Source organism: Candidatus Nitrotoga sp. M5, from assembly GCF_927904885.1.
In the GTDB taxonomy this organism is placed as follows: Bacteria; Pseudomonadota; Gammaproteobacteria; order Burkholderiales; family Gallionellaceae; genus Nitrotoga.
On record NZ_CAKMNW010000067.1, the window covers coordinates 108,015 to 128,051 of the forward strand.

16 protein-coding genes, 1 tRNA gene and 1 pseudogene are annotated in these 20,037 nt (G+C 45.3%); 13 read left to right on the top strand and 5 right to left on the bottom strand.

Going from position 1 to position 20,037, the window contains the following annotated elements:
- The first annotated feature begins 273 nt into the window (after positions 1-273).
- The 9 genes from MJ770_RS12755 to dnaB all read left to right on the top strand — a co-directional run bounded on the left by MJ770_RS12755 (position 274) and on the right by dnaB (position 7,711).
- Complete coding sequence (locus MJ770_RS12755) at positions 274-888, top strand: acyl-homoserine-lactone synthase (RefSeq protein ID WP_239255026.1); 615 nt, start codon at positions 274-276, stop codon at positions 886-888.
- On the top strand, positions 885-1,334 hold the full coding sequence (locus MJ770_RS12760) for a hypothetical protein (protein ID WP_239255028.1): 450 nt from the start codon (positions 885-887) through the stop codon (positions 1,332-1,334). Before MJ770_RS12755 ends, MJ770_RS12760 begins: the two co-directional genes overlap by 4 nt.
- A 249-nt stretch (positions 1,335-1,583) precedes the next feature.
- Entirely contained in the window at positions 1,584-3,392 is a 1,809-nt protein-coding gene (locus tag MJ770_RS12765; protein WP_239255030.1) for a putative bifunctional diguanylate cyclase/phosphodiesterase, read from the top strand.
- Positions 3,393-3,641: 249 nt separating this feature from the next.
- On the top strand, positions 3,642-4,463 hold the full coding sequence (locus tag MJ770_RS12770; RefSeq protein WP_239255032.1) for a class I SAM-dependent methyltransferase: 822 nt from the start codon (positions 3,642-3,644) through the stop codon (positions 4,461-4,463).
- A 277-nt stretch (positions 4,464-4,740) separates the two neighbouring features.
- Positions 4,741-5,154 (top strand): 30S ribosomal protein S6, encoded by a 414-nt coding sequence (gene rpsF / locus MJ770_RS12775; RefSeq protein WP_239255034.1) that lies wholly within the window; start codon positions 4,741-4,743, stop codon positions 5,152-5,154.
- Positions 5,155-5,160: 6 nt separating this feature from the next.
- Positions 5,161-5,457 carry a primosomal replication protein N gene (priB, locus tag MJ770_RS12780; RefSeq protein ID WP_239255097.1) on the top strand — a complete coding sequence of 99 codons (297 nt, stop codon included), beginning with the start codon at positions 5,161-5,163 and terminating at the stop codon, positions 5,455-5,457.
- A gap of 10 nt (positions 5,458-5,467) precedes the next feature.
- Entirely contained in the window at positions 5,468-5,737 is a 270-nt protein-coding gene (rpsR, locus tag MJ770_RS12785) for a 30S ribosomal protein S18 (protein WP_239235505.1), read from the top strand.
- 10 nt (positions 5,738-5,747) lie between these two features.
- On the top strand, positions 5,748-6,203 hold the full coding sequence (gene rplI / locus MJ770_RS12790) for a 50S ribosomal protein L9 (protein ID WP_239255035.1): 456 nt from the start codon (positions 5,748-5,750) through the stop codon (positions 6,201-6,203).
- 119 nt (positions 6,204-6,322) lie between these two features.
- A complete protein-coding gene (gene dnaB, locus MJ770_RS12795) occupies positions 6,323-7,711 on the top strand; it encodes a replicative DNA helicase (protein ID WP_239255036.1) in 1,389 nt (462 codons plus the stop codon).
- Positions 7,712-8,022: 311 nt separating this feature from the next.
- Here dnaB and ung read toward each other — a convergent pair whose 3' ends face one another.
- The gene (gene ung, locus MJ770_RS12800) at positions 8,023-8,688 is read right to left on the bottom strand and encodes a uracil-DNA glycosylase (protein WP_239255037.1); all 666 of its coding nucleotides are present in this window, start codon (positions 8,686-8,688) and stop codon (positions 8,023-8,025) included.
- A gap of 907 nt (positions 8,689-9,595) precedes the next feature.
- Positions 9,596-9,671: transfer RNA gene (locus MJ770_RS12805), tRNA-Asn, on the bottom strand.
- A 121-nt stretch (positions 9,672-9,792) separates the two neighbouring features.
- Between MJ770_RS12805 and MJ770_RS12810 the strand changes: the two genes are divergently transcribed.
- Positions 9,793-11,910 (top strand): hypothetical protein, encoded by a 2,118-nt coding sequence (locus MJ770_RS12810; protein ID WP_239255038.1) that lies wholly within the window; start codon positions 9,793-9,795, stop codon positions 11,908-11,910.
- 44 nt (positions 11,911-11,954) lie between these two features.
- Here MJ770_RS12810 and MJ770_RS12815 read toward each other — a convergent pair whose 3' ends face one another.
- Positions 11,955-13,148: a pyridoxal phosphate-dependent aminotransferase gene (locus MJ770_RS12815; protein ID WP_239255039.1), complete on the bottom strand. Its 1,194-nt coding sequence runs from the start codon at positions 13,146-13,148 to the stop codon at positions 11,955-11,957.
- Positions 13,149-13,224: 76 nt separating this feature from the next.
- On the opposite strand from MJ770_RS12815, the gene uvrB reads away from it, so the two are divergent.
- Positions 13,225-15,246, top strand: coding sequence for an excinuclease ABC subunit UvrB (gene uvrB, locus MJ770_RS12820; protein ID WP_239255040.1), 2,022 nt, complete (start codon positions 13,225-13,227; stop codon positions 15,244-15,246).
- 60 nt (positions 15,247-15,306) lie between these two features.
- Entirely contained in the window at positions 15,307-15,789 is a 483-nt protein-coding gene (locus tag MJ770_RS12825) for a low molecular weight protein-tyrosine-phosphatase (protein WP_256448833.1), read from the top strand.
- 130 nt (positions 15,790-15,919) lie between these two features.
- On the opposite strand, the gene MJ770_RS12830 is transcribed toward MJ770_RS12825, so the two are convergent.
- Positions 15,920-18,382 (bottom strand): Rne/Rng family ribonuclease, encoded by a 2,463-nt coding sequence (locus MJ770_RS12830; RefSeq protein ID WP_239255041.1) that lies wholly within the window; start codon positions 18,380-18,382, stop codon positions 15,920-15,922.
- A 372-nt stretch (positions 18,383-18,754) separates the two neighbouring features.
- On the opposite strand from MJ770_RS12830, the gene MJ770_RS12835 reads away from it, so the two are divergent.
- Positions 18,755-19,693, top strand: a complete 939-nt coding sequence (locus MJ770_RS12835) for an RluA family pseudouridine synthase (RefSeq protein WP_239255042.1) — start codon at positions 18,755-18,757, stop codon at positions 19,691-19,693.
- A gap of 81 nt (positions 19,694-19,774) precedes the next feature.
- Here the strand turns inward: MJ770_RS12835 and MJ770_RS12840 are convergent.
- Positions 19,775-20,032 (bottom strand): annotated as a pseudogene (locus MJ770_RS12840) (transposase); the annotation flags it as partial.
- Positions 20,033-20,037 lie beyond the last annotated feature (5 nt).

The following is a 20,037-nucleotide window of genomic DNA, read 5'->3' on the forward strand; positions in this document are numbered from 1 at the left end:
GAGCGGTGCTTGATCGCTGCTATATTCAAACTCAACAGAATTTTGCCAGTTTTATGAGTCTTGCAAATTTTTCGCCCTGCGAGATGCCTTATATGGCGTAATTTCTCCCTTTCTACCTCGAAGCAAAACTCATCGCTTAACTTTAGAATCTGGTCTAGCTGAGGTTGGCAGTCATTGATCAAGATTTTACCCTGTAATATCTTACAGCTAGCTAGCCATTGAGATACGTAGTCTCATTAACTCTGTCATCCACTAACGACAGGGGAAAGATAAATGAGACAAATAATGCTTGCGCAACATGGAGATGGGGCCCTGGATAATCAAACGGCGCTGGGAATGTACCGCCTTAGGCATGAAGTCTTTCATGACCGACTGGGATGGGATGTTAACAGTGATAACGGCATGGAGCACGATGAGTTTGACGAAGCAAATCCTGTTTATGTGCTAGTAAAAAACGAAGGGAACGAGGTACAGGGTTGTTGGCGGCTACTGCCTACTACCGGTCCAAATATGTTAAGAGATACCTTTTCTGAGTTGTTACATGGACAGCCGGCACCTCAACAAGATGCGGTGTGGGAATTAAGCCGATTTGCAATGTTAAGTAGCAAGCTGGATAGAAGTGGCTATGGACTCAGTAATACTCCCATCCAGATGATTCAGGCAGCTGTGAGATTCGCCCAAAAAAATGGAATAGAGCGGTATGTTTCAGTTACTAGTGTTGCCGTAGAGCGTATGTTTCTCAAGCTGGGAATTAGTATGACTAGATTAGGTGCTCCCATAAAAATAGGTAGAATTTTAACCGTTGCCTGTACGTTAGAAATCGACGAAATAACCGAATTTGCATTGTTCGGTACGCTGCCTGAGCATAAATATAGGTTAGCTGCATGAATATTCTGTTACTCGGTGAAGTATCAGGCACCCGCCGCATCTTGAATCAGTTGCTCGAAAATTCCAAGCATAGGTTAATCCAGCAAGCATGGGAAGATATGCCTGAGCCAGATTTGAAACAGTACGACATGGTGTTGGTAGATGGTAATGTTTGCGATTGCTCGCAGCAAGTGCGTTTGCTGGAATGGGTGCGTGAGGCTAGACGCCTCTTTCCAGAGCTGCCGATAGCGGCATTAAATTACGTTGGTACCCCTACGAAGGCTAAGAACGCAGAAATAAGTATGGCCAACCATTCATGCGGCGTTTCTGAATCCGGAGACGGAGTCTGGCACATGCGCTGCCGTTTGAAAGAGCTTGCCTTGAGCGAAACCGCCGCTTTAATGCGTGATGCATGCGAGCGTCAGCCTCTGGAGCCATTTGTTTTTGAATACTCGGGGCAAAATTGATATGCGGAGAGTTTTATTGGGCGTATTAGCAGGTTGGTCAAGCAAACTTGCTTCGCCTTAACCAGCAGGGCTGGAGACAGCTTTGGCTCTTTTATTCAAATATCTATAACTACCATACCTGCAGCGGGCTTTGAGTCACATGGCATCTATCTAGTCATTGCCAAAATGGTACATAAAAATCAAGATTAATTTGTAAATGTGTTTAAAGCAAACGGTACTTGATAATTAACTAAGATATGAGTGATATTAATGCAGGACTTACCTAGCTCTGATCAAAAAAACTATCCATATACCAAGAACAACAAAATAATTCGTTCAATTTCGGGACAAGAGAGCAATGGTGTGCGTAAAAAAGAGAGACAGCTCAGGTTGTTCGCACATATATTCGATAGTGTTAATGAAGGCATAATCGTCTTAGATGCCGATAAAACCATGTTGTTTATTAACTCGGCTTTTTCTACTATTACCGGTTACAGTGCTACTGATTTGATAGGTAAAAACCTGAACCTTTTAAATCTTGGCTGGATTGACAACGTGTTCAGCCATGACACATGGCGCAGAATTGATGAAATCGGTCGTTGGCAGGGTGAAGTTGTCGGCCGACGAAAAAACAATGAAAGTTATGCCGAATGTTTGAGTATCAGCACAATAAAGAACGAACTCGGCGAGGCCAGCTACTATATCGGCGTTTTTTCTGATATCAGCGAACGTAAGGCGGCAGAAGAGCGCGTTGCTTATGTTGTGCGGCATGATCCCCTCACCAATCTGCCCAATGGTCTGCTATTACAAGATCGTTTAGTTCAGGCTATATATCAGGCTGGCCGCGAAAATCACAAAGTGGCAGTCATGTGTCTTGATCTGGATCATTTTAAAGTGGTTAACGACATGCTCGGCCACTTTGTTGGCGATAAGCTATTGCAGGAGATTAGCCGACGAATTAGCAGTGTGTTCCGTGCTAGCGATACAGTAAGTAGGCGGGGTGGGGACGAGTTCGTTATCATACTGCCGGATTTAAAAGCTGTGGATGCAGCTGCTGTGATTGCGGCCAAACTGATAAATGTTATCTCTGATCTGTGCTTGATAGATGGCAATGAAATCAAAATAACTACTAGCATTGGCATCAGCATATTTCCCGAAGATGGATACGATGAGAATAGCTTGATTAAGTATGCAGATGCTGCAATGTATCATGCTAAAAAAAATGGACGCAACAATTATCAGTTTTTTACTAATGAAATGAATCAGCTTGCGCTTGAACGTATGTCGATCGAGCGGAAACTGCGTCATGCATTAGAACGTCAGGAATTCTGTTTACATTACCAGCCTCAAGTGGACTTGCGCAGTGGTCACATCATTGGTGTAGAAGCATTACTGCGATGGAATAATCTTGAGACTGGAATGATTCCACCAGGACTTTTCATTCCCATCGCGGAAGAAAATGGTTTGATTATTCCGATAGGCGAATGGGTATTGCGCGAGGCTTGCCGACAGAACAGTGAGTGGCGCATGTTAGGATTACCGGAAATTACCATGGCGGTGAATTTATCGGCAGTCCAGTTTCGCCAAAATAATTTTGGTGAAATGATTCAATCAATTTTATGTGAATACGATCTAGATCCGTCTGGCCTTGAGCTGGAAATTACAGAAGGTGTCGTCATGCACAATGCTGAGGTATCGATTGCACTGTTACTGGAACTAAAGGCAATGAGACTGAAACTTTCAGTGGATGATTTTGGCACGGGCTATTCCAGCTTAAGTTATCTCAAGCGATTCCCTATCGATAAGCTCAAGATTGATCAATCATTCGTGCATGATATAGATGTTGATTCAGACGATGCTGTGATTGTCAGTACGATCATTAATATGGCGCGTACCCTTAAGCTGAAAGTGATCGCTGAGGGAGTGGAAACTGCAGAACAGTTATCATTCCTTAAACATCAGGGATGTGATGAGATTCAAGGTTATTATTTCAGCAAACCGGTGCCTCCCGAAAAAATTAGCAGATTGTTAGCATCTGGACATGAGACGAATAGTCAGTGGTCATATGAGTTGAAATAATGAAAAGGTGTGAATATTGTTGCTTGCCGGTTTAGAGCAACTTACCTGACTACGTCAATTTTACCCAGGCTGTTAGCTCAAAGGTGTATAGATCAGGGTGTACTGATTCTTTGGAGCTCAACCTTAGACCCTGTAAGTTGCTTGACCATCAGCTTTTGAAACTACTTGCTACATATCGCTTTCGGTATTTTTACTCCATTTGGCACATCCGCTCAACTTTGATTTTGAGGGAATCTATTGAGGAATAGTATGCATGAAATAAGACCTGGACAATCAATTGATCTACTTAAAGAGCTGCATATTCTCACTCGAGATGGGAAGATGAATCAAGATTCTAGACGCAAGCTCAAGCAGGTTTATCACCTCTATCAATTCATCGAGCCATTACTCCAGAAAATCAGTCAAGATCACCACAGCATTCAACTGGTGGATCATGGGGCAGGCAAGTCGTATCTGGGCTTTATCCTTTACGACTTATTCTTTAAAACGCTAAATGATGAATCGCGTATTTACGGCATAGAAACACGTGATGAGTTGGTCAGGCACTCTCAAGAATTGGCGACACGGCTAAATTTTTCAGGTATGACGTTTCTCAACCTATCGGTAGAACAATCTATCGAGTCAGAGGCATTGCCCGCCAAGGTAAATGTAGTTACAGCGCTCCATGCGTGCAATTCAGCTACTGACGATGCTATACGCTTTGCGTTAAATAAAAATGCCCAGTTTATCGTTTTGGTGCCATGCTGCCAAGCTGAAGTGGCGGCGATTTTAAGAAAAAATAAAGGCAATGATCTGGCGAAAAATGTTATGACAGAACTGTGGCGCCATCCCATCCATACTCGTGAATTTGGCAGTCACATTACCAACGTATTGCGCTGTTTGCAATTGGAAGCTCATGGTTATCAAGTGACAGTGACCGAGCTAGTGGGTTGGGAGCATTCGATGAAAAATGAACTTATCATCGCGAACTTTAAAAACTTACCAAGTAACCGTCCAGCTGAACGATTGAAGGAACTGCTTCAAACTCTGGGGTTGGAAGAAATGAATGATCGTTTCTTTACGAGGATGTAGCAGTCGTTGCTAAAATTTATTATTAAAATGCTTTAATTTTGTTCGCCGGTTAACTCGGTTTAGTAAGTTAAATTTTATAGGATTGCATTCAACTGATTTATTCCGTCATCTCAACATGAGAAAATAATGTGCTTCTTAAAAAATTTGACAGGTGCAGCAAAATTGTAAATAAGGCTTTTACTTGACCTGACTCGTTTTTTCGCTATAATCACGCTCCCTCAAACCCTTGCTCCACCGCTACGCATGACGGGGGGCTTTATATCCAAAAGGAGAATCGATGCGACACTACGAAATTATATTTATTGTTCATCCCGATCAGAGCGAGCAGGTGCCCGCTATGATTGAGCGCTACCGCGCTCTGGTGACAGCCAAGGATGGCTTGATCCATCGCTTGGAAGATTGGGGTCGCCGTCAGTTGGCTTACCCGATCCAAAAAATTCACAAAGCGCATTATGTTCTGATGAATATTGAGTGCAGCCAAGAGGTTTTGGACGAGATGGAACATGCATTCAAGTTTAATGATGCTGTGTTGCGCCACTTGACTATCAAAGTCAAATCTGCAGTAACAATTCCTTCGGCGATGATGCGAGATGAGAAATCGCGTTCGATAACCGCCCCTGCTGCAAGCTCAGGACAGGCTCCCCAAGTTGAATCAGTCGCGCCAGCTGAAGTGATTCCAGCTGCAGTTTGATTGAATGTGGCTTGTAACCGGTTCTCCGTCGATGGAGAACTTGTCGAACTAGATAGTTTGCGGTACACCCCAGCGGGGGTAGCGCGAATCGCATTAAAAATTCGTCATGCTTCAACTCAACTAGAGGCTGGGGTAGTTCGTCAAGTAAAGTGCGATATCCCAGCTTTGGCTCTTGGTGCAGCTGCTCAGCAAGCAAATAGTTTACAACTTGGGCAGCGGGTAAAGGCAGAAGGTTTTGTAGCTCAGCGTAGTTTACGCATCACACAACTTGTGCTGCACATTGATAACATTACACTAGAATAAGGAGCACAGTATGGCTCGTGTTTTTAAGAAAAAAGATGATAAGAAGAGTAACTCTTCACGACAATTGTTCAAACGCCGCAAATTTTGCCGTTTTACCGCAGACAAGATTGCAGAGGTGGATTATAAGGATTTGAATATTCTCAAGGAATTTATTGCCGAAAACGGCAAGGTAATTCCAGCTCGTATTACCGGTACTAAATCGCGCTTCCAGCGCCAATTGGGCGTTGCAATCAAGCGAGCAAGATTCTTGGCGTTGCTGCCTTACACAGATTTGCATTAAGGAGCAAAACATGCAAGTGATACTTATGGAAAAATTGGTAAACCTTGGTCAATTGGGAGACGTAGTCAATGTTAAAAATGGCTATGCACGTAACTTTCTAATTCCGCAAGGCAAGGCTAAGCGTGCGACTGAAAGTAATAAGGCTGACTTTGCAGTTCGTCGTCTTGAATTGGAAGCCGCAGAGCAAGCCAAGGTAGAAGCAGCTCAGGCACTCGCTGAGAAATACAACGGACTGACTGTACAAATCGTACAAAAAGCTGGAGTTGACGGTAAACTGTTCGGTTCCGTGACCAATGCCGACATCGTAGCGGCGCTGGCACTGCAAGGTTTTACTGTGGAAAAAACTCAAGTGCGCATGCCGGCCGGTCATATAAAGCTGGTTGGTGATTATCCAGTCAGTATTGCGTTACACTCTGATGTGATATCCAATATTACAGTCTCGGTATTGGGCGAGCATAAGGTTTAGTCCTTATCCCATTGTTGAAAATAAAACAGAGCTGGCAACAGCTCTGTTTTATTTTTTTGTGGCAGCAATTTTCTCAGGATAAAATGTCACTGCTAGTTTTTGACTAATCACTCGGCACCATGCAAAACTCCAACATTACTCCCCTGGATCCTCAGCTTGAGGCATTAAAGCTCCCGCCTCATTCGGTAGAAGCCGAGCAGTCTGTATTGGGCGGCATATTTTTGGACTCCACCGCGTGGGACAAAATTGCCGACTTAATTAGCGAACATGATTTTTATCGTTTTGAGCACCGTCTAATTTACCGGCATGTAGCGCGCTTGATTGAGCATGCCAAACCGGTGGATGTTATCACCGTTGCAGAATCGCTGGAAAGCAATTCTGAGCTCGACAAAGCTGGTGGTCTGGCTTATCTCGGTTCTTTAGCACAAAATGTGCCGTCCGCAGCTAATATCCGACGCTATGCTGAAATTGTGCGTGAACGTGCTGTCATGCGGAAACTGGCTGAAGTTGGCAGTGACATTGCTACTAGCGCTTATAGCCCGGCGGGCCGCGATGCAAATCAGTTGTTGGATGAAGCGGAAAGCCGTGTGTTTGAAATTGCTGAGGCTGGTGAACGCGGCCGTCAGGGTTTTAGCCCTCTTCCACCACTACTTACAAAGGTGGTGGAGCGTATTGAAACACTTTACGGGCGTGATAACTCCAGTGATGTGACCGGCATTGCTAGCGGATTTACTGATTTGGATAGTATGACTTCTGGCCTTCAGCCAGGTGAGTTAATCATTGTTGCCGGACGCCCTAGCATGGGTAAAACTGCATTTGCCATAAATATTGCTGAGAATGTAGCACTGGAAAGTTGTAAACCAGTGGCAATTTTCAGTATGGAAATGGGTGGCATTCAATTGGCTATGCGTATGATAGGTTCGGTAGGTAAGCTCAATCAGCATGATTTACGCACGGGGCGTTTACAGGAAGATGACTGGCCACGGCTTACCCATGCGCTGGGACGGTTGAATGATGCGGCTATTTATATCGATGAAACCGCAGCACTAAATTCCCTTGAATTACGTTCACGCGCACGTAGATTGCATCGCCAAAATAATGGCCTAGGCTTGATTATCATCGATTATTTGCAGTTAATGTCCTCACCCTCAAGCAAGACAAGTGAAAATCGAGCTACAGAAATTTCCGAAATTTCACGTTCACTGAAAGGGCTGGCGAAAGAGTTACAAGTGCCCGTGATGGCGTTGTCGCAACTTAATCGTAGCTTGGAACAACGGCCTAACAAACGTCCGATGATGTCTGATCTACGCGAATCCGGCGCCATCGAACAGGATGCTGATTTAATCCTGTTTATTTATCGTGATGAAGTATACAACCCAGACTCACCTGACAAGGGCAAGGCGGAAATTATCATAGGCAAGCAGCGGAATGGCCCGATTGGCAAGGTTGAACTGACATTCCGTGGTGAATTTACCCGTTTTGATAATTTCGCTCACGCTCAATATTAATTTATGAGATGGCGGCTTTAAGCATCAAGTGAAGAAAGCGAAGCGTGACGTCGCTAAAAATTAAAAGTGTCCGGTATAAAAAACTCTACTGAATATTCGGATCCGTGTGATTTACGAGACCAAGTATTCAGTTTTTACACGATTGGGTCCAGTCCTGCTTACGAGAAAGCGCCTATCTGAATGTCATGCTTGATGCTTTGCATATTACAGAGTGGCAACTTATGGTCCAAAGGTTATGCGCATTTTTATAGAGAAAATTTCACTTAATCAATTAAGAAAATGGTTTGCCGTAATATCTAGGTAGCCATTTTTTATAGATCAGGTATTTGCCAGTCTATCTCTGTTTTTCCCGCGTCGCGTAGTGCCGCATTGATTCGCGAAAAAGGGCGACTGCCAAAGAAGCCACGATGTGCCGACAGCGGCGAAGGATGAGGTGACTCGATCACAAGATGACGACCGGTATCGATCAACGCCATTTTTTTTCGTGCGTTAGCTCCCCACAATACGAACATCACCAGATCGGACTGGGCGTTCACCGCCGCAATCACCGCATCGGTGAACGTCTCCCAACCCTTGCCTTGATGCGAATTGGCCTGATGCGCTTGTACTGTCAGCACTGAGTTAAGCAACAGCACTCCCTGCTCCGCCCAGTGCTTGAGATATCCGTTGTTTGGAATTTTGCAGCCGAGGTCGCTGCGTAATTCTTTAAAGATGTTCAGCAACGAGGGTGGGATAGCAATTCCCGGTCTCACCGAAAAGCACAGACCATGTGCCTGACCGTCATCGTGATACGGGTCTTGTCCCAGTATCAGCACTTTCACCTGCTCGATAGGTGTTAGGTGCAGTGCCGCAAATACTTCCGCATCAGGTGGGAATACCTTGACCTGTTGTCGCTGCTCCGAGACGAAATGTTGCAATTTTTTGAAGTAAGGCTTTCGAGTTTCTTTAATTAGGATGGGGCGCCAGGTGGTTTGCATGATTGGTTTCTATATACATTGTCTCGGTTTAAGGTGCTAGCTGGAGAATTGATATCAATCAGTCGATTCTAACCCGTATATCAATAAGATTAGTAAATTTAGCCTGCGGCAACTATGCGAAAAATGTACGCTACAAATTTTTTAACATGTTATTTTAAAATTGGTTAAATTGGTTCTGAATGTTATCCATGAGGTGTACTTGATTAAGACCACTAATCTGTTGTACCACGCCTTTGACATAGTATGAATGTTGACATTATAAAAAACGTTAGCCATCTTTACTTAGGAACTGGAAGAAGCTACCAGTTTATTTGTCTGTAGAAAGCGTGCAGATCTGAGGTGTTGTCGAGCTGTCACCCAGAAAAATAAAAAGTGGTAAGGACACGATTTAGAAATATTTTGAAAGCAATTACGAAATTTACGCATGCGAGAAGAAACGCTAAAAATATCATGGTAATAATTACAGCCGAAGGAGTAATTATTACGTTTCCAATACAGGCCGTCATGCTCAAGACACTGGAAGCAGGCTGGAATGAAAAAATGATAACACCACTGAAAGTTAAAATTTTAAAATTCTAACCTCCCATCCTCAACTAAAAGCCAAAAGTGCCGATACTGAAAGTGAAGGCAATCTAATGGCTCGCCAGCTATTATGATAATAATAGTACGCCGCTAAAAATTCAATTTTGCGAGCAGGCACTTCTTAGCTTGCCTGCTTACTCCGTTGCAATGTTAAGACAAGACGCGAATAAAATATTATGAGTAGCGCTGTATTGTGACTCTAATTTTTTTAGAGATGCCCACTATTCAATCGTTATTGAATAGTGACTGAGCAATCCTAAGCAGCCCTCTCACAGGCCATTGGTTCAGAAAAAAAAAGCCCTGCATCACTGCAAGGCTTTAAATTTGGCTCCCCGACCTGGACTCGAACCAGGGACCTGCGGATTAACAGTCCGTCGCTCTACCAACTGAGCTATCAGGGAATTGATAAGCCCTCTATGTTACTGACTGTAAGCTTTCTAGTCAATAGATAGATGCTTCTATGTGGTTAGTTGTTGGGAAATTAAGTAACGAAATTTAGATAATACAGGTCTACAGCTCAATATGGATGTAAAAATTCAATTTATTAAAACCACTAAAGGTGAAAACGAAAGCAAAAGGATAACTAATTATTTATCCATTGATATTAAGCGTGCCTTAGATTTAATCGACAATAAGTCTTCGGTGAAGGAGTTGATGCAACGGGCTGCGCCCAGTTTACGTGAATCGCTGAGCGATATGCTACAGGAGTTGTTAGATGGCGGCTTCATTCAAAATAAAGATAAGGTATGTAACGTTGTTAAATGTGCGTATCCTCGTATGCCGGTTGAAAATAAGATTGTACAAATTCCCACGTTTGAAGATTTGGATGACCGGCAGGAACCTGCCAGTAATTTGCTTGTATCAGTTAGGAGAGCTTTGGCAATTGAAGAGGACGATACGGAGCAGAGGGAGGCAATAAGTAGAACTGAAATAGAGGCTGCACAGGAAAATGCTGAAGCTGCGCGCCTTAAGGTTGAACAAGAAGTTAAAAGAATTGGAATAGAATTTGAAGTGGCGCAAGCAAGAGCAAGAATGGAAACAGAAGCCAAAACACATGCTGATGCCTCCCACCTAAAGGCAGAGCAGGAAGCGTTAAAAATCAGATTAGAGCTGGAGGCTGTGCAAGCCAAATTACAAGTAGAAGCGAAAATCAAGGCCAGTGCTGAAGTCGAGACAGCGCACCTTAAAAGAAAGCAGGAAGCCATACGAGTTAAGGCGGAACATTTAGCCGCATTAGCCAAAGAAAAAACAGAAGCGGAAGTACGCGCCGAATCTGCGGCACGTACTAAAGTTGAGCAAGGCGCGGCAACAATTAGAGCTGATCAAGAGGTGACGCCGGTCGTAGCCAAGGTCAAAATGGAAGCGTCAGTTAAGGCTCAGGCCACTAGAATTCCGGAAGTGAAGCTTGTCCAGAGTGTCGCCGTAACGCGTCGTGAGGCATGGCCATGGGCCAAGATGACGGGCGGCTTGTTCGTTCTTCTATGTTTAGCAGCAGTTTTTGTGCCTTATGTTTGGCCGATGCAGGGATATATCACGCTAATTGAGCAGAAACTTTCAGCCCAACTGCAACAACCGGTACGTGTTGGCCATTTGCGCGTGAGGATACTTCCCCAACCGAAACTGGAGCTAGAGGATGTATCCATAGGCGGTAGCCAGGAATTAAAAGCGAGCAGTGTTGTTCTGAATTTTGATTTTTCAGTATTATTAAGCGAGATTAAAGCGATTCACAGTCTGGAAATTAACGATCTAATAATTAGAGCTGTGAGTTTTGATAAGGCGCTGCAGTGGCTACAAGCCGCAGGTGCGGACACTTATTATCCAGTAGCACGCATTGTATTGCAGCGTGCTCATGTCAGCGACGATGAACTTAGTCTGCCGCCAGTAAATGGTGTGGTGAATCTTGATGGGCAGAGACGTTTTGTCAAGGCGGTATTAATGAGCGAGGATGGCAAGCTCAGCATGGAGTTACAGCCGCAGGAATCTAGCTGGCAGATCGTATTGGCTATTAAGGAAGGTTATGTGCCGCTGTTGCCGAATATTTTTTTCAACGAGCTAACCATAAAATGTGAGCTCGGCACAGGAGAAATTATTTGCCATGAAATCGACGGTCGATTGTATGGCGGCCTACTAACAGGTAGTGCGCAAATGACTTGGTTGAAGGGCTGGAAAATGCAGGGACGTGTTAATGCAAAGGCAATGGAATTGCACCATATGTTGCCGCAATTAGAGGTTACTGGTGTAATGAATGGTGACGCTAATTTTATTATGCGAGGGGAGAGTTTCCCTCATTTGGCTAAAAAACCGCATTTGGATGGCGAGTACTTGGTAAAGAATGGGCTTATAAATAAAATTGATTTAGTAGAGACCGTACGCATGCCTAACAGTAAGGGCGCGTCTAGCGGTCGCACGCATTTTGACGAATTGAGTGGTGTGCTACAGGTAGATAACAATAAACAGCATTTGCGCCAGATCAAAATTTCAGCTGGTGTAATGAGCGCAAATGGCTACGTCGATGTTGCTGCGGACAAGCAGTTATCAGGAAGGTTAAATGTCGTTTTAAAAATAGGAGCTGATTTGGGAAGCGTGCCGTTAGTATTATCCGGTACACTTCCTGAACCAGTATGGAGCACAAGGCATTAATTGTCAGTGCTTCGAGAAATGAAACAAAAGAAACAAAAATGGAATTATGAAAAAGCCTTGGAGATGCGGCTAATCGCATTTCTTAAATTTTCCATTGATGTGGCGAAAGATAATCGAATATAGCCTTCACTACCGAAAGCCGAGCCAGGCACTATAGCTACGCCAGCCTGCTCCAGCAGGTATTCGGACAATGCTACGTCAGTTGCTGCTTTAATGATGTTCTTCTGGTGCAAAGTCGTAATTACCTGACGCACATCGGGAAAAGCATAGAATGCCCCCCCGCTCATTTTGCATATAACACCGGGAATTTTGTTCAGTGCGTCCACTACGAATAAATGTCGCTCACGGAAGGCTTTTAGCATCGGCGCAATGCAGTTTTGATCCCCGTTCAAGGCTGCTTCCGCAGCCACTTGCGAAATCGAAGTGGGATTTGAAGTGCTTTGTGATTGCACATTTTCCATTGCGGTGATGATGTGCTCTGGCCCAGCGGCATAACCAATTCGCCAGCCTGTCATTGAATAAGACTTTGAAACGCCATTCAAGACCATGGTGCGTGAATAAAGATCGGGGCAGGCATTCAGAATATTGACGAATTTTTCGTCAGCCAACGCAATGTGTTCATACATATCATCGGTGGCTATCAGTACCTGAGGATGTTTGCGCAACACCTTCCCCAATGCTTGTAATTCTTCCGAACTGTAAACTGCTCCAGAGGGGTTGCTCGGGCTATTAATCACCACAATTTTAGTTTTAGCTGTGATTGCTGCAGCTAATTGAGCAGCGCTCATTTTGAAGTCTTGCTCGATGCCTGCCTGCACGATTACCGGTATGCCTTCTGCGATGAGCACGATATCCGGATAGGACACCCAGTAAGGCGCCGTTATAATTACCTCATCGCCTGGATTGATTAAGGCAAGCGCCAAGTTGAAAAAACTTTGCTTGCCTCCGCATGAAACCAGGATCTGTTTCGCTGTGTAATCCAGACCATTGTCACGTTTGAACTTGGCAACGATAGCCTGCTTCAAAGAAGGCGTGCCTCCCACTGCGGTGTATTTTGTGAAACCCTGGTTGATCGCGACTATTGCCGCATCCTTAATATGCATCGGTGTGTCGAAATCAGGTTCGCCTGCTCCTAATCCGATAATGTCCTTCCCTTCCGCTTTCAATTTGGAAGCTCGAGCGGTGACGGCCAGGGTGGGGGAGGGTTTGATCGCTTGTACGCGTTTCGATAGTTCCAAGATGGTATCCTTATGGGTTCAGAGTAAACTGTCCCGTTTTATAAATTTACAATTCAAATTCGGCTGAAATTATACAGTGATAAAGACCTTTCCAAATAGCCCATATTTGTTGCATCAGCCTTTTGAACCTGCGGGCGATCAGCCCACTGCAATTGCACAACTGGTCGAGGGGATAAATGAGGGGCTGTCGTTTCAAACTTTGCTTGGTGTGACAGGCTCTGGTAAGACATTCACTATGGCGAACGTTATTGGCCAAATGGGGCGGCCAGCCATTATTATGGCACCAAATAAAACACTGGCGGCACAGTTGTATTCTGAAATGCGCGACTTTTTCCCTGAGAATGCGGTGGAATATTTCGTCTCCTATTACGATTACTACCAACCAGAGGCTTATGTTCCATCGCGAGGTGTGTTTATTGAGAAAGATTCCAGTATAAATGAGCAGATCGAGCAGATGCGATTGTCAGCTACTAAATCCCTGTTGGAGCGACAGGACGTAGTGATTGTGGCCACCGTCTCGGCTATTTATGGTATCGGCGATCCGGTAGACTATCACGGCATGGTTCTGCACCTGCGCGAGCATGAAAAATTAGTTCGACAGGACGCAATTAAGCGTCTCACAGAGATGCAGTATGAGCGTAATGATGTAGATTTTTCGCATGGGCATTTCAGAGTACGTGGCGATGTAATCGACATCTTTCCGGCAGAAAACAGCGAACATGCGTTGAGACTGACTATGTTTGACGATGAAGTGGAAAGCTTGTCGCTATTTGATCCACTTACCGGCCACATTCTCAGCCGCGTGCCGCGTTTTACCGTGTACCCGTCCAGTCACTATGTTACCCCTCGCAGCACAGTACTGCAGGCCATAGAAACCATTAAGGTTGAGTTGGCTGAGCGCATAGATTTTTTTCAGCGAGAACATAAATTGGTGGAAGCGCAGCGTATCGAACAGCGTACCCGCCACGATCTGGAAATGCTGAATGAGATCGGTTTTTGTAAAGGTATCGAAAATTATTCGCGCCATTTGTCTGGACGTAAGGCGGGAGAGCCACCACCTACGCTGATTGATTATTTACCTTCCGATGCGCTGATGTTTATAGATGAAAGCCACGTTACCATCCCACAGATCGGTGGCATGTACAAAGGAGATCGAGCGCGTAAAGAAAATCTAGTCAACTACGGTTTCCGAATGCCATCCGCGTTGGATAACCGCCCGCTACGTTTTGACGAATTTGAACGCGTAATGCGTCAATCTATATTTATTTCTGCAACGCCGGCTGTTTTCGAGGCAGAGCATGCCGGACAAGTAGTAGAACAATTGGTGCGTCCAACTGGATTGATTGATCCCCTAATTGAAGTGCGGCCGGCCACACATCAGGTGGATGATTTAATGTCTGAGGTTAATCTGCGAACAGCCAAAGGAGAGCGTGTGCTGGTAACAACGCTGACCAAGCGAATGTCAGAAGATCTCACTGAGTATTTTTCCGATCACGGTATTAAAGTACGTTATCTGCATTCAGATATTGAGACTGTAGAGCGGGTAGAAATCATCCGCGATTTACGTTTGGGCATGTTTGACGTTTTGGTCGGTATTAACCTGTTACGCGAAGGATTGGATATACCTGAAGTGTCACTGGTAGCTATTCTTGATGCTGATAAAGAAGGTTTTTTGCGTTCTGAGCGTGCGCTTATTCAGACTATAGGCCGCGCTGCACGCCATATTAACGGTAGTGCAATACTTTATGCTGATAAAATTACCAATTCAATGCATCGCGCCATCGACGAGACCGAGCGCAGGCGGAGCAAGCAGCTATTACACAATGAACTTTACGGTATTGTTCCCCAAGGTGTTCAGAAACGTATCAAGGACATTATTGAGGGTAGCTATGAACCAGATGCTGCGCGTAAGCAACAGAAAATTGAACAAGATCATGAAAAATATCTGGCGATGAGTGAGCGGGACCTTGCCAAGGAAATTAAACGGCTGGAAAAAGAAATGCTGCAGGCGGCGAAAAACCTCGAATTTGAGCGGGCAAGTGAATTGCGTGACCAATTGAAGAAGCTGAGGGAGAGCGTGTTTATGTCTCCACTTTGATTTTGTGTACTGAAATTGCATATACTATGCAATACGTTTACATTGAAGTGAGTAGAATAATTGAAAAAAATTAATATCTTATTTTGCTGCATGGGAAATATCTGTAGATCACCCACTGCTGAAGCAGTGTTCCGCGCACGCGTTGAGGAAGCAGGGTTGGCACAGCATATTCTGATTGATTCAGTAGGTACGCATGATTATCATATAGGCAAACCGCCGGACACGCGAGCTCAGCGAGCTGCATCGCAGCGCGGATACGATATGAGTATGTTACGTGGGCGACAAGTTGAGGTTGCCGATTTTAGTCGTTTCGATTTTGTGCTCGCGATGGATTGTGACAATCTTGGCATTTTGCGACGTTTATGTCCGGAAATGCAACGAGGACGTTTGGGATTGTTTATGGAGTATGCTAGCCGACGACATGCCGAGGGTGAAGTACCCGATCCGTATTATGGTGGGGCAGACGGTTTCGAACGTGTGCTTGATATGGTGGAGGATGCGTCAGAGGGCTTGTTACGGCATATACAGAAGACTCTTATTTAAAGTGGCGGACTATGTTTGTAGCGTCTGTTGTTGTCGAATGATGCAGGAAAAATAATAAAGCCGCGCAGTAAAATTGCGCGGCTTTATTAATATTTGTTCTACTCTTGCGTTTGTAATGTTACCAATCCAACTATGAATTCAAAGTTTGTTGAGTTTCGATTTGTACTAGCGGCTCGTTGTTTTCCACACTGTAAATTTCACGTGGACGTGAGCGGCGACGTGACGCTGGCGGCGTAACTTCAGCTTGGACGGCCGTAGCAGCTGAAGATCGTTTGACTGCGTCAGTCTCGATCTGCACCAACCCGGTGCCATTGGTTGCAGGGCTGGTCGTTGTAGGGTTGGTCTGAGTTGCTGTAACTGCCTGCTCAACAGGTAATTGGTGCGGTTCTGTATTTTGAATATTTTGTGATTCAGCAGGTTCGCTGTGAGGAGTGGTGTCAACGGCGTTCATTACAGAATTGGGCGTGTTTTCAGTTAGGATAGGTTGTTCAGCGGCTAATTGCCCAGCTGCCTGTTGATCACGCCGTTCGCGTTCGCGTTGGCCACCGCGTCGACCGCGTTTACGCCCAATGCTTTGATTATTTTCTTCCGCCGACTCAGTCATGGCTGCAACTTTTGTAATGCTTTCCAATACCGCTGTTTCGACTGGTACGCGCGGTGGCTTAGGCGGGCGTGCAGCGCGCGGTTCCCGTGTTTTGGGTGCCGATTGCACAGTTTTTTCAGTGTGTGGATTAGTTTCTTCACGGTCACGGTCACGGTCACGGCGAGGATTGTTGCGCTGACGAGCGCCTTCAGGTCGATTACCATCCGGCCTGCTACCATTTGAGTTGCGGGCTTCTCGTTCACGACGAGGCGGGTTGTTGGTCCGCGGTTTAGTGATCAGTTTTTCGGGAGGTTTTTCTACTGTACCCAAAGACTTGAGCCAGCCTATCAGCTTAATGAAAATAGAAGGTTGCGTGGCCCCCTTTACTGCTCGCATTGGGGCTGACTGTGGTGGTGTGACACTTTGAACTGCAGCTTGGGAGCGCTGCGGTTTGGTTTCTCGGGTGGCTTTGGCAATGTTATGATTTGCTTCCGGTATCGCCACTAATTTGTAACTAGCCTGCAAATTTTCGACCGTCATGTCATCTTGACGCAATCTGGTTACAGTATAGTGCGGGGTTTCCATATTTGAATTTGGGATCAGCGTAATAACCACCTTTAACCGCGATTCGATTTGATGTATTTCAGCGCGCTTTTCATTCAGTAGAAATGTGGCGACATCTAATGGTACTTGCACGTGGACAGCAACACTGTGTTCTTTCATCGCTTCTTCACTAATAATGCGCAGAATGTTTAATGCGGAAGATTCGATGCCGCGGATATGGCCGATGCCGTTACAACGGGGACAGGGAGTATGGCTGGTTTCTTCCAGGCTGGGTTGCAGACGTTGACGAGATAATTCCAGCAGGCCGAAGCGCGAAATTTTTCCAGTCTGAACACGCGCGCGATCATAATGCAAGGCATCGCGCAGACGATTTTCCACTTCCCGTTGGTTGCGGGTACTTTCCATATCGATAAAATCGATCACTATCAGACCACCCAAATCACGCAGACGCATCTGCCGTGCAATTTCTTCGGCAGCTTCCAAATTGGTGTTGAGCGCGGTCGATTCTATATCTGCGCCGCGAGTAGCGCGTGCTGAATTGATATCGATTGCGGTGAGCGCTTCGGTGTGATCAATAACGATGGCCCCACCGGAGGGCAGGTTTACTTGCCGTGCATGAGCTGATTCGATCTGATGTTCAACTTGAAAGCGCGAGAATAAAGGTACGTCGTCCTGATACCGTTTGATTACATGGACATTGTTTGGCATGACCGTGCTCATAAAAGCTCGTGCCTGCTGGTAGATATCGTCCGTATCAATTAGAATTTCACCGATTTCAGGGTGAAAATAGTCGCGTATCGCACGCACCACCAAGCTACTTTCGAGGTAAATCAACGATGGTGCCTTTTCAGCGTTTGCGGCACTTTCGATGGCATCCCACAACTGTTTGAGGTAGTTAAGATCCCATTGCAGTTCTTCAAGATTGCGGCCAATTCCAGCAGTGCGCGCAATAATACTTGCACCTTGTGGTATTTCCAATTGCGATAGGACGTCCCGCAGTTCATTGCGTTCTTCACCTTCGACACGGCGCGATACACCACCACCGTTTGGATTATTGGGCATAAGCACAATATAGCGGCCAGCCAAGCTAATATAAGTTGTTAGTGCGGCCCCCTTATTACCGCGCTCGTCTTTTTCCACTTGGATGAGGAGTTCCTGACCTTCGCGCAATGCTTCCTTAATGCTGGGACGACCGCTACCTTGTTGATTCAGGTAATTAATGGGGGAAACTTCTTTGAATGGTAGAAAGCCATGGCGGGTACCACCATATTCGACAAAGGCGGCTTCCAGACTGGGTTCAATACGGGTAATGATAGCCTTGTATATATTACTTTTGCGTTGCTCTTTTCCTGCGGATTCAATGTCGAGGTCGATCAATTTTTGACCGTCAACAATGGCGACACGGAGTTCTTCCGCTTGTGTCGCATTGAATAACATGCGTTTCATTATATTTTCTCCCGCGCTCTGACACGGGCAGAACAAGTCTACACACGGCTAGCCGCGCGCGAGAAAGAGAATAAGAGCCGTGCAAACAATGCTGATATAGCGATGCCGACGGTTGTTAAAAATATTGTTCTCGTTATTAGCTTGTTAAAAAATTAACAGGTGCCGCCAATTTTGTTTTAGAGGCGACACGAAAAAAATCTACAGGTGCTTTGAGCGCGCAAATCAATTACTATCACTGCTTCTTCCGGTGAGTGACATTAACCGGATTACGTTGGAACGGGGCGGCGGCATCGTTGCCTGCTCCACACTCACGGGGAATTCGCATCCCGTTTTTCCGTTAGCCAATACGCGTTATCGGGAAGTATAAGCATAATGAATAATTTACGCAAAATATCTGTAGCCTATATTAAGATTGACGAAGGCAGCTGCAATCAGCGCATTGATAATTTTCTGTGCAAACACCTTAAGGGTGTCCCGAAGAGCCATATATATCGTATTCTGCGCAGCGGTGAAGTGCGCGTGGATAAGAAGCGAGTAGATCAAACTTATCGCCTGCAACTGGGAGATCATGTACGTATTCCGCCGGTACGAGTAGCGGAAGTAAAAAATCGTGACTATGTCCCAGCACTTGAATTTCCTATCTTATTTGAAGACGATGCACTGTTGGTGATCGACAAGCCATCTGGAGTAGCAGTTCATGGAGGTAGTGGGGTTAGTTTCGGCATTATTGAGCAGTTGCGTAGCGCTCGTCCGCAAGCAAAATTTCTGGAATTAGTCCATCGCTTGGATCGAGACACTTCGGGCGTTTTGCTACTGGCGAAGAAACGCTCTGCCCTGATCCACCTGCACGAGCAAATGCGTGGTGGGAAAAGCGACAAACGGTATCTGTGTTTAGTATTAGGCAAGTGGCAGAATGTTAAACAGCACGTTAAGTTGCCACTACACAAATTTAACACTCAGAATGGTGAAAAACGCGTAATGGTGCGTGAAGATGGGCAAGCTTCGCACACTATCTTTACTTTGCAAAAAAATTTACATGAGTTTAGTTTGCTTGAAGCTCAGCTAAAAACTGGGCGTACCCATCAAATTCGTGTGCATCTTTCTCATCTGGGCTTTCCCATCGCTGGCGATGATAAATACGGTGATTTCGCGCGAAACAAAGGCTTGATTAAGAAGGGCTTAAAACGCATGTTCCTGCATGCGCACAGTATTACATTCGCTCATCCGCTAACGTCTGAGGTTATGAAATTGAGTGCATCCTTGCCGAATGAATTGCAAGAATTTGTGGATGAATTAAACGGTAAATATTAGCAGCTATTTTACATTAATTAATTTTAATATAAATTTGATTATTAATACTATTATGTAATTTAATGATACTTTTTTCCCTGATTAGTTACATGCCTCAGTCGCCCGAATGACAGCTTCAGGGTATGAGGTGGTAATCACTGCAGCGCGAACGAGTCGTTTGAGGATAGTGCCATGATCGAAGCGTCGGTTAAAACGGTACTGAACCTCGGCCAGATAACGGTCTGCGTATTTTCGAAAGTCAAAAGCATGGTAGGTTCCACTGATAGCTGTTTTCAGGTTGGCCAGCACGGTATTCACCGCGCGAAATGCTGGATGTTGCGCCGCTTCACGACTCGTGCCGCTGT

What these genes read in the sequence shown, in the direction of transcription:
- MJ770_RS12755 (WP_239255026.1), top strand. Translation starts at nt 274, where the DNA reads ATGAGACAAATAATGCTTGCGCAACATGGAGATGGGGCCCTGGATAAT.
- MJ770_RS12760 (WP_239255028.1), top strand. Translation starts at nt 885, where the DNA reads ATGAATATTCTGTTACTCGGTGAAGTATCAGGCACCCGCCGCATCTTG.
- MJ770_RS12765 (WP_239255030.1), top strand. Translation starts at nt 1,584, where the DNA reads ATGCAGGACTTACCTAGCTCTGATCAAAAAAACTATCCATATACCAAG.
- MJ770_RS12770 (WP_239255032.1), top strand. Translation starts at nt 3,642, where the DNA reads ATGCATGAAATAAGACCTGGACAATCAATTGATCTACTTAAAGAGCTG.
- rpsF (WP_239255034.1), top strand. Translation starts at nt 4,741, where the DNA reads ATGCGACACTACGAAATTATATTTATTGTTCATCCCGATCAGAGCGAG.
- rpsR (WP_239235505.1), top strand. Translation starts at nt 5,468, where the DNA reads ATGGCTCGTGTTTTTAAGAAAAAAGATGATAAGAAGAGTAACTCTTCA.
- rplI (WP_239255035.1), top strand. Translation starts at nt 5,748, where the DNA reads ATGCAAGTGATACTTATGGAAAAATTGGTAAACCTTGGTCAATTGGGA.
- dnaB (WP_239255036.1), top strand. Translation starts at nt 6,323, where the DNA reads ATGCAAAACTCCAACATTACTCCCCTGGATCCTCAGCTTGAGGCATTA.
- ung (WP_239255037.1), bottom strand. Translation starts at nt 8,688, where the DNA reads ATGCAAACCACCTGGCGCCCCATCCTAATTAAAGAAACTCGAAAGCCT.
- MJ770_RS12810 (WP_239255038.1), top strand. Translation starts at nt 9,793, where the DNA reads ATGGATGTAAAAATTCAATTTATTAAAACCACTAAAGGTGAAAACGAA.
- MJ770_RS12830 (WP_239255041.1), bottom strand. Translation starts at nt 18,382, where the DNA reads ATGAAACGCATGTTATTCAATGCGACACAAGCGGAAGAACTCCGTGTC.
- MJ770_RS12835 (WP_239255042.1), top strand. Translation starts at nt 18,755, where the DNA reads ATGAATAATTTACGCAAAATATCTGTAGCCTATATTAAGATTGACGAA.